Annotated in this window: 12 protein-coding genes; 2 read left to right on the top strand and 10 right to left on the bottom strand. The window is 71.4% G+C overall.

What is annotated here, in order from left to right; all coding sequences use genetic code 11:
* Positions 1-46: 46 nt before the first annotated feature.
* The gene (locus ACFV6V_RS13620; protein ID WP_385563578.1) at positions 47-1,543 is read right to left on the bottom strand and encodes a sugar transferase; all 1,497 of its coding nucleotides are present in this window, start codon (positions 1,541-1,543) and stop codon (positions 47-49) included.
* 221 nt (positions 1,544-1,764) lie between these two features.
* Positions 1,765-3,495: a DUF4012 domain-containing protein gene (locus ACFV6V_RS13615; RefSeq protein WP_385563575.1), complete on the bottom strand. Its 1,731-nt coding sequence runs from the start codon at positions 3,493-3,495 to the stop codon at positions 1,765-1,767.
* A 264-nt stretch (positions 3,496-3,759) separates the two neighbouring features.
* Between ACFV6V_RS13615 and ACFV6V_RS13610 the strand changes: the two genes are divergently transcribed.
* Positions 3,760-5,199, top strand: a complete 1,440-nt coding sequence (locus tag ACFV6V_RS13610) for a polysaccharide biosynthesis tyrosine autokinase (protein ID WP_385563572.1) — start codon at positions 3,760-3,762, stop codon at positions 5,197-5,199.
* Entirely contained in the window at positions 5,200-5,820 is a 621-nt protein-coding gene (locus ACFV6V_RS13605; protein WP_385563569.1) for a low molecular weight phosphatase family protein, read from the top strand. It begins immediately after the preceding gene.
* Here the strand turns inward: ACFV6V_RS13605 and ACFV6V_RS13600 are convergent.
* The 8 genes from ACFV6V_RS13600 to ACFV6V_RS13565 all read right to left on the bottom strand — a co-directional run bounded on the left by ACFV6V_RS13600 (position 5,799) and on the right by ACFV6V_RS13565 (position 14,473).
* Positions 5,799-7,706, bottom strand: coding sequence for a DUF4012 domain-containing protein (locus ACFV6V_RS13600; RefSeq protein WP_385563566.1), 1,908 nt, complete (start codon positions 7,704-7,706; stop codon positions 5,799-5,801). The two genes, ACFV6V_RS13605 and ACFV6V_RS13600, sit on opposite strands and share 22 nt — an antisense overlap.
* Positions 7,707-7,771: 65 nt before the next feature.
* A complete protein-coding gene (locus tag ACFV6V_RS13595) occupies positions 7,772-8,683 on the bottom strand; it encodes a glutaminyl-peptide cyclotransferase (protein ID WP_385563564.1) in 912 nt (303 codons plus the stop codon).
* 137 nt (positions 8,684-8,820) lie between these two features.
* On the bottom strand, positions 8,821-9,384 hold the full coding sequence (locus ACFV6V_RS13590) for a hypothetical protein (RefSeq protein WP_385563562.1): 564 nt from the start codon (positions 9,382-9,384) through the stop codon (positions 8,821-8,823).
* A gap of 159 nt (positions 9,385-9,543) precedes the next feature.
* Positions 9,544-10,362: a hypothetical protein gene (locus ACFV6V_RS13585; RefSeq protein WP_385563559.1), complete on the bottom strand. Its 819-nt coding sequence runs from the start codon at positions 10,360-10,362 to the stop codon at positions 9,544-9,546.
* Between the two features lie 475 nt (positions 10,363-10,837).
* Positions 10,838-11,302: a CAP domain-containing protein gene (locus ACFV6V_RS13580; protein ID WP_385563556.1), complete on the bottom strand. Its 465-nt coding sequence runs from the start codon at positions 11,300-11,302 to the stop codon at positions 10,838-10,840.
* 275 nt (positions 11,303-11,577) lie between these two features.
* A complete protein-coding gene (locus tag ACFV6V_RS13575) occupies positions 11,578-12,282 on the bottom strand; it encodes a chaplin (RefSeq protein ID WP_385563553.1) in 705 nt (234 codons plus the stop codon).
* Positions 12,283-12,482: 200 nt separating this feature from the next.
* The gene (locus ACFV6V_RS13570; RefSeq protein ID WP_385563550.1) at positions 12,483-12,692 is read right to left on the bottom strand and encodes a DUF6059 family protein; all 210 of its coding nucleotides are present in this window, start codon (positions 12,690-12,692) and stop codon (positions 12,483-12,485) included.
* A complete protein-coding gene (locus ACFV6V_RS13565; protein WP_385563547.1) occupies positions 12,689-14,473 on the bottom strand; it encodes an acyltransferase domain-containing protein in 1,785 nt (594 codons plus the stop codon). Before ACFV6V_RS13565 ends, ACFV6V_RS13570 begins: the two co-directional genes overlap by 4 nt.
* Between the last annotated feature and the right edge of the window lie 35 nt (positions 14,474-14,508).

Raw genomic sequence — 14,508 nt, 5'->3', positions numbered from 1 at the left:
GATGGCTTGATCAGGTGGGATGGGCCGCCCGCCGGCAGGCCATCGCTCAGTAGGCGCCGTTGCCCTCGACGACGGCCCGCAGGGTCCGGCACAGGACGCCGAAGTCCACGGACGGGGACCAGTTGTCGACATAGCGCAGGTCGAGGGCGACCGTCTCGTCCCAGGACAGATCGGAGCGTCCGCTGACCTGCCATAGGCCGGTGAGCCCCGGTTTGACGCTGAGTCTGCGCAGCTCCACGGCGTTGTAGCCGGCCGCCTCGTCGGGCAGCGGCGGCCTCGGGCCGACCAGGGACATATGGCCCTGCAGCACATTGAACAACTGGGGCAGCTCGTCGAGGGAGTAGCGGCGCAGCACCCGGCCCGCACGGGTGATCCGCGGGTCGCGGCGGATCTTGAACATCCGCCCGTCCTGCTCGTTGGCCTGGGCGAGTTCGGCCTTCAGCTGCTCCGCGTTGCTGACCATGGTCCGGAACTTCAGCATGCGGAAGGGCCGGCCCCCCTGGCCGACGCGGATCTGGCGGTGCAGCGCCGGTCCCGGTGAGTCCAGTCGTACGGCGAGCGCCACCACCGCGAGCACCGGGGTGAGCAATCCCAGGAGCAGGCCGGCGCCCAGCCAGTCCATGGCCGCTTTCAGCACCACGGCGGCGCCGTGGCGGATGGGCGGGGCGACATGCAGCATGGTGAGGCCGGCCACCGACGACACATCGACCCGTCGTCGTGCCACCTCGGAGATCCCCGGCAGTACGACCAGTCGGCAGCCGTCCTCGTGCACTGCCCAGGACAGCCGGCGCAGCCGCTCACCGGCCATGCCCGGACCGGGCGCGATGAAGACGAGGTCCACGTCCAGGTGCCGGACGGACTCCAGGACGGGGGCGGAGTCGGCCGACGGCTGTGCGGGTGCCTGCTGGTCGAGCCGGGTGGTCACGGGCGCGACCAGGCCGGGGTTCTGCTCGCCGATCGGGCAGACGCCGACCACCACGAATTCATGGTCGGTGCGCCGCGCCAGATGACTCACCAGACCGTCGATGGCGCTCGCCTCGCCGATCACGAGTGCCCGCCGGACGGCGCGGCCGTCACGGCGCTGGGCAAGCAGGTGGCGGTGGACGAGTGACTGACAGGCCGTGGTCACCACGACACACGGTACGAGCGCCGTCAGTGCGAGATGGAAAGGGGATCCCTCGCCGCTCGCCGCCCGGAGCACGGCGAGCAGCCCCACCAGCACCAGCCAGTCACGCAACACCGGGCCGACACGGTTGCTCTCGCCGAGGTGGCGCGGTGCGTAGCGGGATCGGGAGCCGCGCACGAGCAGCCATGCGGTCATCGCGGTCGCCACGCACCAGGCGGGACGGGTCGCCTCACCGTGCCGGAGGGCAAGGTACATCGGGACGGCCACTCCCACCGCGTCCGCGGCCACCACGACCGGCAGGTACCACACCGGCTTGCCGACACGCCTTCGCTTGGGTCCCGACTGGTCGCGACGGTGCGTCGGCTGCGACTGCCGTGTCGGTGGCACACCGGGAGCGGTCGCTCCGAACAGCCTCATTCACCCTCCAGCCGGCTCCGGCGGATTGCCTGGCAGGTCCGTCTGCGGGACGGGCCGGCCATGGGACAGCACTCGCGATTGTGCGTCATATGTGCGACCCGGCCGGTGGCGACGCTCGACGGCGGGGAACTCTCACCCGATGAGCAGCATCGGGTGGGACGGCACCCCCCGTCTGCCTCCGCCGTCGCCGCCGCTCACCGGAGCGGCGGCGGGCAACGGTGTCAGCCCTGGCAGGCAGGGAGCGGCCGCACCACGGTCCGCAGTGGGGCGACCAGTTGTTGTCGCAGGAGTACGGGCCCACGGTCGCTGGCCGGCTCCACCAGATGGAGGGTCAGGGTGCGGGTCCGCTGCGCCGGCAGTTCCAGGTCCACGCTGTACACGGGGTGACCGTGTTCCACGCTGCTGCCCGTCATGGCCGGACTGCCGTCCAGCGTCGCGCCGGTGAGCTCCGCACCGGCGCTGGCGTAGTAGGAGACCAGCAGCCTGTTGTCACCGGGCCGGGTGGGGTACGACGGCTTGTCCGCGCGCAGGGTGACGTAGCTGGGAAGCCCGGTGACCGGGGCGCGGTTGCCAAGGCTGATCTTCGCGGTGACGAGCCGTCCTTCCGGGGTGCAGCGCCCCGGGATCCACTCCAGCCGCCGGTCGAGGTAGTAGTCCAGCTTTCCTCCGGCGGCGTTGTTGACGACGAGCCCGGCGAAGGGTCCTTCGCCGGAGGGCAGGACGCCGCCCAGCGGCCGAGCCTCCACGAGACTCTGTTCGTCCGGCCGGGCGCTCCACACCTTCAGCCGCTCCTGCTTCACCACTTCGTGGACGGAGGCGAGCAGAGCCGGCAGGCGTTGCGGATCGTCGAGTGCGTCGGTGAGCCGGGTGGCCGCCGAGCGGGCGACGTCGAGGAAGAACGCCTTGCGCCGCGTGGTGTCCGCGTAGCGGGCGTAGCCCGTCCGCTCGGTGAGGTCCAGGACGTTGTCGGAGGTGAGCAGCGTCCCGTCCGGGAGCATCCCCGGACCGGTGGCCCGCAGCAGCAGGGCCAGCGCGCTGGGATCGACCGCGGCCACGCCGTCCACCGGCTTTCCGCCGTAGGCCCGCCAGGTCGCCGCCCAGATGCGGGCCGCGTAGGGGAAATGCGGGCTGAGGTTCGTGTTCGCCCAGGTGCCGGTGGGGTCGTAGGCTCCGTACCGGTCCGTGAACTCAGCTCCGAGATCGACCTTGGGCTTCACGTTCTCCAGCATGGTGTTGTTGCCGAAGGTCTCGAAGCGCATGTGTCCCTGGTCGGCGGTGACGACGGCGAAGGCCCCCGGCAGTCCGCCGGTGCCGCGTGCCTCCGCCGTGTTCTGGAACACCAGCAGATAGCGCCGCAGGCCGGTGTTCCCGAGCATCGGCGGGAGCAGCCGCGCACCCGTCGCGGCATCCGCGACCGCGGGGGCCAGCCGGTCGAGACGGTCGACGAGCTCTCCCCTCACGCGGTCCACGGCGGGCAGCCAGGTCTTCCGCGGCAGCCCGTGGGCCTCGGCTCTGGCCCGCGCCATATGGCGGGCGGCCTGTTCGAGTGCTGGTGCGGATCGGCGCAGCGCGGAGAGGTCGAGCGGGCCGCTGCCGCCGTGATCGCTGAGCCCGTTCACGGTCTGTACGACGCTGGGGAGTACATCGCCGGTCAGCCGGTCGATGGCCCTGGTCGTACCGCGGACCGTCTCGAGGGGTCCGCCGACGAAGGGAAGCCGGGCGGCCAGATACCAGGCGGGGCCGGTCGTGGCCCCGTACGCCTTGGCCGCGTGGCCGGCTGCCGATTCCGCTGCAGCTTCGGCACGCTCACCCCGGTGGCCGCCTGCCGTCGTCTGTTCCCCCGCCATCGCGCTCCGCACCGTCTCCAGGTCATGACGGGCCGCCAGCAGCTCACCGCGGGCGTACAGCCCCGTGACGACCAGCCATCCGGCAGTCAGAAGGAGCAGGGACACGCATGCCAGCAGCACGTGCCGGGCCCGCCGGCGCCCACGGCTGCGCCGAAGCAGCCCCGCACAGCGGGAGACCCCGGTCCTGATCCTCGAATCAGCAGCCGTCAAAAGGGCTCGCGGAATACGTCGTGGCACCATCACCGGCTCTTCTCCTGTCCTGGACCGGCGCCACCCTTGCGAGGGAAAACGCCCATAACGGAATGGATGCCCTATTTTTTACTAATCTGGTGAGGACCGGATCCGAACTCGCCCAACGAGGTGCTGTCCGTGGAACTCCGCACCGTCCTCAGAGCGCTGCTGCGCAGCTGGCCCGCCGTCCTCGTCTGCACACTGCTAGGCGTCAGCACCGCGTGGGCCGCCACGGCCTTCGCCACGCCCGTCTACCAAGCCCGCACCCAGCTCTTCGTCTCCGCCCAGTCGGGCGCCACCGACATCGCCCAGCTCCAGCAGGGCAATGCCTTCTCACAGGCAAGGGTCCAGTCGTACGCATCGATCGTGACCAGTCGTCAGGTCGCCGAAGGCGTCGTCAGGATGCTGCGTCTCCCCACCACTCCGGAACAGCTCGCCGGGAGCATCACCGCCGACGCACCGCTCAACACGGTGCTCATCAATGTCGCGGTCAGTAATACGGATCCCGACCGGGCAGCGGAAATCGCCAACGCTGTGGCGCTGCGCTTCAGCGAGGTGGTGGAGCGGCTCGAGACCCCACGGGGGAAGTCCCCGAGGACCCACTCCCCGGTGAAGATCGGGGTGACGGACACGGCCACTCCCCCCTCGGCCCCGGTGAGCCCGCGCCCCATGCTCAACACCGGAATGGGACTGCTGGCGGGGCTGTTCCTCGGCGGGGCCATCGCGGTGCTGCGCGAGGCGCTCGACACCACGGTGAAGACGACGGAGACGCTCGCGGAGCACACCGGACTGCCGGTGCTGGGCGCCATCCCCTTCGACAGGAAGTCCGCCAGCCTGCCGCCCGCTGTCGGCGCACTCGGGCACTCGCCGCGCGCGGAGGCGTTCCGGCATCTGCGGACGAATCTGAAGTTCACCCAGGTCGGCCAGAAGTCGAGCGTCATCGTCGTGACGAGTGCGCATCCCGGGGAGGGCAAGACCAGCGCGGCGATGGGCCTCGCGCTCTCACTCGCCGACTCCGGTACGTCCACCTGCCTTGTCGACGCCGATCTGCGCCGGCCCCGGATCGCCGCCGCGTTCGGTCTGGTCCCGGACGCCGGTCTGGCCAGTGTGCTCATCAGCCAGGCGGAGATCGAGGAGGTGATCCAGCAGACCGGGCAGCTCTCCGTCCTCACCAGCGGACCGATTCCGCCCAACCCCGCCGAGTTGCTGGCGTCCGACCGGATGCACGAGGTACTCGACGAACTCGCCGCCCGCTACGAGACCGTGATCGTGGACAGCGCGCCGCTGCTGCCCGTCGCCGACACCGTGGGGCTCGCCCCGCTGACGCAGGGCGTCATCCTCATCGCGCAGGCCGGGAAGACACCCCGCGACCGCATCATCGCCGCCTCGGAGTCGCTGCACAAAGTGGGTGTCCACACCCTGGGAGCCGTGCTCAGCATGGCGCCGGTCCCCAACCGGATGGGAGGCGGGCACGGATCCACGTACGGCTACGGCGGCTACGGCGATCCCGCCGGTACCGAGCAGCCCGTGCCGGCGCCTCGTCCGCGCGCATCGGCGCCGGCGGGCAGCGGGGCCTGAATGACCCGCGACACCGCCGGTGCCCCGGAGCTGCGGGTGCTGTTCATCTGCACCGGGAACATGTACCGCTCGCCGCTCGCCGAGCGACTGCTGGCGCCCCGGCTGCCCAACGCCCGGGTGTCCAGCGCCGGTACGCGGGCGTGGGGCAGTACCGGGATGGACGCGGCGACCCTCGCGGCGCTGGAGTCGCTGGGCGGGAAGGGGACGGGCTTCGCCTCGACGGTGCTGACCCCGGAGCTGATCGCCACGGCGGACCTGGTGCTCGGACTCGCCCGGGAGCACCGCGACGAGGCGGTGCGGATGTGCCCGGTGGCACTGCGGCGCACCTTCACCCTCAAGGAGTTCCTGAGGCTGGTGGAAGGGGTGGCGGAGCACATCCGGACGCCCAGGGAGCTGATCACCCGCGCCGCGGTCGAGCGGGGCACCCCTTATCCGGTACCCGCCGTGGACGACGAGATCGCCGATCCCCAGGGCGGCGGCGTCGAGGTCCTCATGCGGTGCGCGCACGAGATCGACGCGGCGGTCACCGCGCTGGCGGCGCTGCTGGCGCCCGGCGAGGCCATCGCGCCGGGCGAGCCCCGTGCTCCCCGTAGGAGCTGTCAGCTCACGCAGGGCGGATAGGGCTCGATGCTCGCCCGGAGGGGGTTGACCAGCGGCTGGCGCAGCACTGTCGGGGCACGGTCGGTGAGCGGCTCGATGAGCGTCAGCGTCAGCGTGCGGGTCTGCTGGGCCGGCAGTTCCAGGTCCGTCGTATAGACGGGGTGGCCGTGTTCGATCTCGGTGCCCGCCATCACCGGTGTGCCGTCCAGGGCAGCGCCGGTGAGCTCCGCACCGGCGCTGGCGTAGTAGGAGACCAGCAGCCTGTTGTCGCCGGGCCGGGTGGGGTACGACGGCTTGTCCGCTCGCAGGGTGACATCGCCGGGCAGCCCTGACGCGGGCGCACGGTTGCGGAGACTGATCCGTACGATGACCGGCCGGCCGTCGGGGGTGCAGCGCCCCGGGATCCACTCCAGGTCACGGTCGAGGTAGTAGTCCAGCTTTCCGCCGGTGGTGTTGTTGACGACCAGTCCGGCGAAGGGGCCTTCGTCGGAGGGCAGGACGCCGCCCAGCGGCCGCGTTTCGAGCAGGCGCTGTTCCTCCTCCCAGTTGCTCCACACCTTCAACCGGTCCTGCTTCAGCACCTGGTGGAGCGCGTCGAGCACGGCGGGCTGGCGCCGTGGGTCGTCCACGGCCCCGGCCAGCCGGGTGGCCGCCGCGCGGGCGGCGTCGAAGAAGACCGTCTTGCGCCGGGCGGGGTCCGCATAGCGCGCGTAGCCCGTGCGCTCGGTGAGGTCCAGGACGTTTCCGGCGGTGAGCGCGGTGCCGTCGGAGAGCCGTCCCGGGCCGGTGGCGCGCAGCAGCAGGGACAGCGCGCTGGGGTCGAGCGCGACCACACCGTCCACATGCTTGCCGCTCTGGGCCCGCCAGGCCTCCGCCCAGATCCGGGCGGCGTAGGGAAAGTGCGGGCTGAGGTTGCTGTTCGTCCAGGTGCTGGTGGGGTTGCTCGGCCCGTACCGGGAGGTGAACTCGGCTCCGAGGTCCACGACCGGTTTCGCCTTCGCCAGCGAGGTCTCGTTGCCGAAGGTCTCGAAGCTCAGCCGTCCCTGGTCGGCGGTGACGATGGCGAAGGCCGCGGGCATGCCTCCGGTGCCGCGTGCCTCCGCCGTGTTCTGGAACACCACGAAGAAGCGCCGGGGCCCTTCGCCGCCCAGCATCGGGGGCAGCACCCGGGCGGCGACGCGCGCGTCGGTCATGACGGACGTGAGGCCGTCGAGCCGACGGGCCAGCTCCTCCCGCAGCCGGTCGGCGGCGGGCAGCCAGGTGTCGCCGGGCAGTTCGGCGACCGCCGCCTCCGTCTCGGCGGCGGCACCCGCCGCCCGGTCGATGCCCGGTGCGCTGCCGCGCAGCGCGGACAGCAGCGCCTGGAAGCCGCGGCCCCGGGTGTCCCTGGCGATGTCGGGGACCATGCGCACCAGTGCCGGGAACACCTCGTGGGTGAGCCGGTCGGCCGCGTGGGTGGCGCCGCGGACGGTGTCAACGGGGCGGCCGACGAAGGGGATACGTGAGGCGAGGTACCAGGCAGGCCCGGTGGTGAGGCGGTGCGCCAGACCGGCGTGGTCCGCGGCGGAGCCCATCGTGCGCCGGGCCTCCCTGGTTCCGGCAGCCGCGGAGGCGGAGCGGCTCCCCTGGTCCGGCGCCGTTCCGCCGCCGGTGACCGACTGCCGCAGGGTCTCCAGATCGCGCTTCGCGGCGAGCAGTTCGGCGCGTGCGAAGAGCCCGGTCACCGCGATCCAGGCGGCGCCCGCCGCCAGCAGCACGGCGGCGGCGACCAGCAGGAGCCTGACCGGTCCGAAGCGCGGAGGCAGGGAAAGACGCAGAAGGCTCGGGGGCAGGGTCAGGCGCGGATGCAGACGCGAGGGCAGGCGCGACAGGAGTCGCGGCCGTGGCGGCCTCAGTCCAAGGCTCATGGAGGCTCCCGTCCGTACGACGATGTTTCTACGAGCTGCACTCCGGCGTGGTGGCGTCCCGCGGCTCACTGACGCTGTCCGCCGTCGACGGCGGGAGCCTGCGAGGGGGCGGGCACGAGGACCACCCGGAACGTCTTGGGCCAGAGCTTGCCCGTGATCAGGAACTCATCGGTGCCGGGAACCGCCGCGACACCGTTCAGCACATCGGCGCGACTCGCCTCGGGCGGGGTCAGCAGACCGGAGGCGTCGATCCTTCCGGTGACCTTCCCGGTGTTCGCGTCGATGCGCATGATCTGGTCCGACGACCAGATGTTGGCGTAGACGGTGTCCCCGACGCATTCCAGCTCATTGAGCTGGGGCACCGGTTCGCCCCCCGAGGTCACCGTGATCTCGCCGGTCTTCACGAAGGTACGCGGATCACGGAAGGCGAGCCGCGCGGAACCGTCGCTCATCACCAGCCTGCCGCGGGCGGCCTGGTGGCACAGCCCCCAGCCCTCGCCGGAGTAGCGGACCCGCCGCCTCTCGGCCAGGGTCCGGGCGTCGCGCTCGATCGCCACCCCGTCCCGCCAGGTGAGCTGCCAGAGGGTGGGCCCGAGTACGGTCAGGCCCTCGCCGAACAGGGGTCGGGGCAGCGCCACCCGCAGCCGGTTCGTTCCGTCGGGGTGGCCGGAGCGCACCGAGGACCTGCCGGCCATGCCCGTGCTCTCGTAGAGGGTGTTGCCGTCGAGTTCAAGTCCCTGTGTGAAGGCACTCTTGTCGTGCGGCAGTACCTCGAGCACCCTGACCGTCAGCCGCTCGACACGGTCCGCGCGGCCGGGCTGATCCGAACCGTGCGCGGGTGCGCTCGGGCCGGGGAGTCCCCGGCCCTGGCCAGGGCCGCACGAGGCGGTCAGCAAAGCGGCGCATACCGCCGCCGTCGCGCAGACGAGCACCGGCGGCCGGTTCGTGGTTCTGGGGGTTCCTGGGTACAGACGCACATCCAGTCCTTCGGTCGGCGCCTGCCCCGGCGCCGGGAGTGACCCGGCGCCGGAGGCGACCCCGCGGGTGCCGGACGACGCGCGAACACGGCACTGACGGGGGAGGCGGGAGCGTCACGGCCGCACGCAGGTGGTGCTCAGCTGCTCTTGAACCGCCGGACGGCCATGACCGTGCCGCCACCGAGCAGCGCGAGGCCGGCCGCACCGCCGAAGAGCTTCAGCGAGTCGTCCTGACGACCGGTCGCGGCCAGTTCGGGGGCGCTGAGGGAGCCTGCGTTCCCCGACTCCGCCAGTGACGTGCTGGAGGTGCTCCCGGTGCAGTCGCCGGGCTTCTTCACGGTCAGCTTCGCGGACAGTTCCCGCTCCGGACGAACCGCCTCCAGCCTGACGGTGTACTTCCCGTTGTGGGTTCCCGGTGGGATCGGCACGGTGCCGTCCACGTCGCCCTGCGGGTCGGCGTTGAAGTGGCCCAGCACCACGGACTTGGTCTGGAGCTGCAGGGTCGTCCGCTGCCCGGGCCTGAACCCCGTCGCATGGAAGGTGACGGAGTCCCCCGGGCACACCACGGTCGGGTCCAGCACCAGGGGCGGGACGGGCGGGTACTGGGCGTACGCGGGCTGGGCGACGATAAGTGCTACGGCTCCGACGACGGTGGAGGCGGCCATGGCCGCCAGGCCGGCACGCCCTGGGGACGTCCTCATGTGTTCACGCTCCTCGCAAGGTTTCGGGCCGACAGCTGACGACCTCTGCGTGACATATTTACCGATACATCGCGGCATGCCGCGATTGTCTGCGCGCCAAGGCGGCGGAGGCACCGTATGGCCTAAGAACCACGGGGTGGCGTACACCGTTTGCCCAACTCAGGTCCAGCTCGGCGGCGGGTACAGGTCGCCCTCACCGCTGACCGCGCCGGCGAACTCGAAGTCCTCCTCGTAGCGGCGGTGGCGGCCCAGCGTGGTCCTCGGGCTCGGCAGGTCCGGCTTGGCCAGGTGCCCGTCGGCGGCGAGGATCTGCACCCGCTGGAGCACGGAGCGCAGATCGACCCCCAGTTCGTTGGCGACGACCATCAGGTCCACGCCCGACTGCCAGCTCCACACCAGCACCGAGTCCATGGCGGACGTCCAGAGCACGGTGGGCTGGTGGGCCTCGGTCCAGTGGTCCTCGAACACGGGCGCGGGCCCGGGCATCGGGTTCGGGGCCGGGATCACGGGGATCGAGGCCGCGGTCGTGGCCGCGGACGAGGCCGGGACCGGGGCAGACACCTGGGACGGGACCGGGGACGAAGCCGTCGGCGTGGACACCGTGGGTGCCGCCACCGGGGGCGGCGGGACCACGGGCGCCGGCTCCACCGGGGTGGCGGGATACGAGGCTTCGGGTGCCGGCTCGGTGACGGCGTCCCTGATCGTGTCCTGGCCCGTGGTCAGCAGATTGGCGGCCACGGTACGGGCTCCGTCCCGGCCGACCGTCCTGCGCGCCACGCGGACTTCGCGCTCGTGCAGACCCATCATCCCGGCCACGCTTCCGTCGTCACCGACGATCACGGCGAAGGCTGCGAGCTTCCTCGTGCGGTCGGCCTGCGCCTCGTTCAGTGCGGTCTGCGCCGCCCTGACCTTGTCGTCGCTGGCACAGAACGCCTTGGCTAGGATTGTATTTCTTTCCCATACTTCACGCGGTTCCACATACGCATAAACGCCTGTCACGGCTTTTGAACTCGCAGGTTCGACGTATTCAACACAAAGAGAGCCAAAAACTAAAGGCGATCAAGATGCCGGCCGATAACTTACGGCCGCCCTCACCACAACCCCACAACCCCGAACCGGCGTTCGGCCCATGGACGGCTGTCCAGACCCTCCTTGCGTCCGCCTGCCGGATGATCCGACGGCAGACCATGCATCCACCAGGCTGATTTCCGAGCGCGTCGAACACGTACTCCCCAGCGGACGCTGCCGTCGATGCGATCGTGCCGTCCCGACCCGGTCTCGCATGGCGCGGGAGAGCCAGGCATCCGCAAGGTCGTCGGGTTTCGGTGACGTGAGCGCGCTCCCGACGCACCACAAGCCGTCCGAGGCGCCCGGCCCCCTCCTCCCGGCCGGCGCGCCTCAGGACTCTTCCGGACTCTCGTCGAAGTCGCGGAGCAGCAGCCGTGGCGGTCCATCAGGGGTGGGCAGCGCCCAGAATGACGGTCCACCAGGGACCTTCCGAATCCAGCGCGATACCGACACCGGCCTCCTCGTAGAGGCAGGTGAGAATGATCTCCCGGTGCTCCGGGCTGTGCATCCAGCTGGTCACGACGGACCGGGCGGTGAGCGAACCCCGCGCCAGATTCTCACCGAAGTACTCGTTCCGGTATCCCGAGTCGCGCAGGCGCTCGGACACGGAGACACCGCCCGTCCCCGTATGCGTCAGCCGTCCCCGCAGGGCCATGTCCTCGCTGTGCTCCTCGGCGGCCCGCTCCAGCACCGGATGAGCCTGGACGGGGTCGCAACCGCCGCGTGCCCGCTCCTCATTGACCAGACCGAGCACACCGTCGGCGACCGCTTCGAGTCTCGCGTGGACCCCTGACGGTCCGGCGGCGGCATTCGCGGGCGCCGCCATCGCCGGCACAGGGCCACCGAGCACGCCCGGCACTCCCCACCCGCCAAGCCATGTACCCGCCACCCCGAGCCCGGCGAACAGAGCCGAGCCCATAGTTCTTTTCGCCCAGTTCGTCATGGCACATTTGTACAGCGCCTACCACTGGCCGCCCGGAAAATCGGTGTGGGGGCGAATCTTTTCTCTTCTTACGGACGATTGGTCAGACTTTATTCACCGGATGTCATGTCAGCCGCACACGGAGAAGTCCCGGACACGCGGCTGCCGTGTCCGGGACTTCCTTACCGCGGGCATGCCCGTCGTCAGCGGCGCGAAGCCCTGGTGCTCCGGATCGCCATGGCGCCACCGCCGGCGAGGGCGAGCGCGACCGCGGCCATGATGCCGGCGTTGGCCTCGGAGCCCGTCTCGGCCAGGGTCGCACCCGGCGTGACCGGGGCGGCGGGCTGGGTGTCCACGACCGGGGTGACGGCCGGGGTCTCGGGCGTCTCCACCACCGGGACCTCGGGCGTGGCCGGGGTCTCGGGCGTGTTGACGACCGGCGGCTGCGGCTGGGCCGGAGCCTCGGGCTGGGGGTTCTCGGCCGGCGTGGCGGGCGGAACGACCGGCGGCACCTCGACCGGCGGGACCGGCACCGGCTCGGGCTGCTCCGGCTCCGGGAGCGGCTCGGGGAGCGGCAGCGGTTCGTTGGCCGGCGGCTCCTCAGTGCCCGGGACCGTGGGCTCCTCGGCCCCGGGGACCGTCGGAACCTCGCCCACGGTGGTGCCGTCGCCGTTGGCGCACGCGTTGCCCGACACCGGGTTGAGAAGACCGATGACGTTGACGGTGTTGCCGCAGACATTGACCGGCACGTGCACCGGGGCCTGGATCACATTGCCCGAGAGGACCCCGGGTGAACCCTCCGCGGCTCCGACGGCGCCGCTGTCCGCCAGGGCCGCTCCGGCACCGGCCATGGTCGCCCCCGTAGCCAGGCAGGCTGCGAGGAGAATGCGCTGAGCCTTGCTCTCCACCCTTAATTCCCTTCTTGCAGCGGGGGAAGGATCTGACCTCACCCCTCCGAGCAGGAAACGAAACAGAGGGCGGACACGTCACGCAGTAGCGGTCGTGGATTTTCGAGAAACGACAAAAACAAATCAGTTCTTCTGATTTGGGTGCTCGAATGTCGATGACAAGGGATACTCTGCAGCTGCTCGATCAGGTGCGATGTGCATCAGTTTCGTGACACCAACTGACGCCGCAGCACCCGCTCCACCGGAGTCAGCGGGATGTCCGGGCGCACCCGCTCCGGATGGCCGGGCGGGGGCGGGCGGAGCCCGGGGTGCGCCGTCCTCGGCGCGGGCACGGGCACCCCGATCCACATCCACCCCGCGGCCACGATGGCGTCGTAACAGCCGTGCACCACCCTCATCAGCAGCCTCATGACCGCAGCGCGGCGGCCGGTTCCCAGCTCGCTCCCGCCGCGGTCACGGTCGCCACGGGCTCCTCGTCGCTCCATGTCCACAGCCGGGACAACGCGTCGAGGTCGAGATCGTGACCCTCGGTCCAGATGCGTGCCGCGGCCGTCAGCACGGACTGGCGGTCGGCCTCGGGTGTGCCCCGGCGGGCGGGCAGCACCGCGGTGGCCGCGCTGGCGCCGAGGCGTACGGCGCGGTGCCTGCGGGCGAAGGCGGTGAGGGTCTGCCGGGGACCCGCCTCGACCAGCAGCATGTCGTCCACCGCGAGCAGCTCTTCGAGCGCGGCCTTGAAGTACACGGTGTCGGTGATCTGGCGGGCCCAGAAGCGGGGGCTGAGCGCGTCTTCGGGACGCATCAGGCCGCCTGTGTACCCGGAGTACAGCGGCAGCCGGGGCTCGCGCAGGGGGATACCGCGGTAGACGGTCTCCACCGCGTCGGAGGCGGGGGCCATCGCCGGTGAGTGGAAGGGGCTGGTGGCGGGGACGGCGACGACGGTGAACCCGTCGGCCCTCAGCCCGGCTTCGACGTCGGCCAGCGGGGCGGCCGAACCGGCGAGCATCACCTGCTGGGCCGCGTTGACCGCGGCGATGGCCACGTCCTCCTCCAGATACGGGTACAGCTGCTCCTCGCTCGCGGCGACGGCGAGCATGCCGCCCTCCGGGATCCGTACCGCCTCGCGCACCCGCGCCATCATCATGGCCACGGCGTCGGGCAGTGCCATGACTCCGGCGAGGGTCGCGGCGACCAGTTCACCCGCACTGTGTCCGAGCAGCGCGGCGGGGCGCACCCCCCAGCTCAGGATGAGGCGTCCGAGCGCGTAGTCGATCGCGAACAGCAGTGGCTGGGCACGGCGTACATCGTCGATGGGGATGCGCGGCGAGGTGGAGTTGAGCCAGTCCTCGCGGATCCGGTGCCCTTCCTCGCCCATGTGGGAGAGCGCGGCGTCGACGGCGGCCGTGAAGACGGGTTCGCGCAGATAGAGTCCGGCGGCCATGCCGGCGTGCTGGGAGCCCTGGCCCGGGAAGAGCAGCGCGATGGGACGCGGGCGGGCGGCGGCCACGGACTTGGCCTGGTGGACGGTGGCGGCGGCCAGTGCCGATACGGCGACGGCGGCGCCGCGCACCGGTCCGGGCAAGGTGCCGCAGGGCACGGCGGTGGGCAGGGCCGGGTAGGCCTCGCTGTGCAGCCCGCTGAGCAGGGGCAGCAGTTCGCTGCGGACACGGCTCTCGTCGGCTGCGTCCTGGCCGGACCAGAGCAGCAGCCGGTGGTGTTCGGGGTCGGTGGCGCGGCGTCCGTGGTGGAGCGGGCGCAGGGCGGGCATCTCGTCGCCGCCGCCGCTCACATCGAGTACGCCGAGCACGCGGTCGGCCTCGGCGATGGCCTCGGCGGCCCGCTTGACCGCGTAGACGGTGATGGTGTGGGGGTCCAGCTCGCCGAATCCGGCGACCATGGCGAAGTCGGCGACTCCGTCGCGCAGTTCGCGGTCGGCGAGACGCAGAGCACGGCCGGGGGTGGAGACCGTGCGCACCGTGAAGCCCTCGTGCCGGGTGCCGAGTCCGGGGTCCGGGTCGGCGGCGCCGACGTACACGATGGTGCGTACGGGCAGTTCCTCGGGCGGCTTGCCGAATGCCCGCAGCACCGCCGATACGCCGGCGGCCGATGCCACGATCCGTCCTCGGGGCGGCTGCGCGGTGCCGGGGCTGACGACCAGCCTCCGGACGACCGCGCTGTACGAGGTGAGCGACATGGTTCCCTCCTGGTGGGCCGCGGCCCTCCGGCCGC

Source organism: Streptomyces sp. NPDC059828 (assembly GCF_042731955.1).
In the GTDB taxonomy this organism is placed as follows: domain Bacteria; phylum Actinomycetota; class Actinomycetes; order Streptomycetales; family Streptomycetaceae; genus Streptomyces.
Note: the sequence above shows the minus strand (reverse complement) of the source record. Positions and strands in the feature narration are given on the sequence as shown.

Bases quoted from the DNA above. Each gene is read 5' to 3' on its own strand.
- ACFV6V_RS13565 (WP_385563547.1), bottom strand. From the start codon at position 14,473: ATGTCGCTCACCTCGTACAGCGCGGTCGTCCGGAGGCTGGTCGTCAGC.
- ACFV6V_RS13600 (WP_385563566.1), bottom strand. From the start codon at position 7,706: ATGAGCCTTGGACTGAGGCCGCCACGGCCGCGACTCCTGTCGCGCCTG.
- ACFV6V_RS13605 (WP_385563569.1), top strand. From the start codon at position 5,200: ATGACCCGCGACACCGCCGGTGCCCCGGAGCTGCGGGTGCTGTTCATC.
- ACFV6V_RS13570 (WP_385563550.1), bottom strand. From the start codon at position 12,692: ATGAGGCTGCTGATGAGGGTGGTGCACGGCTGTTACGACGCCATCGTG.
- ACFV6V_RS13620 (WP_385563578.1), bottom strand. From the start codon at position 1,543: ATGAGGCTGTTCGGAGCGACCGCTCCCGGTGTGCCACCGACACGGCAG.
- ACFV6V_RS13590 (WP_385563562.1), bottom strand. From the start codon at position 9,384: ATGAGGACGTCCCCAGGGCGTGCCGGCCTGGCGGCCATGGCCGCCTCC.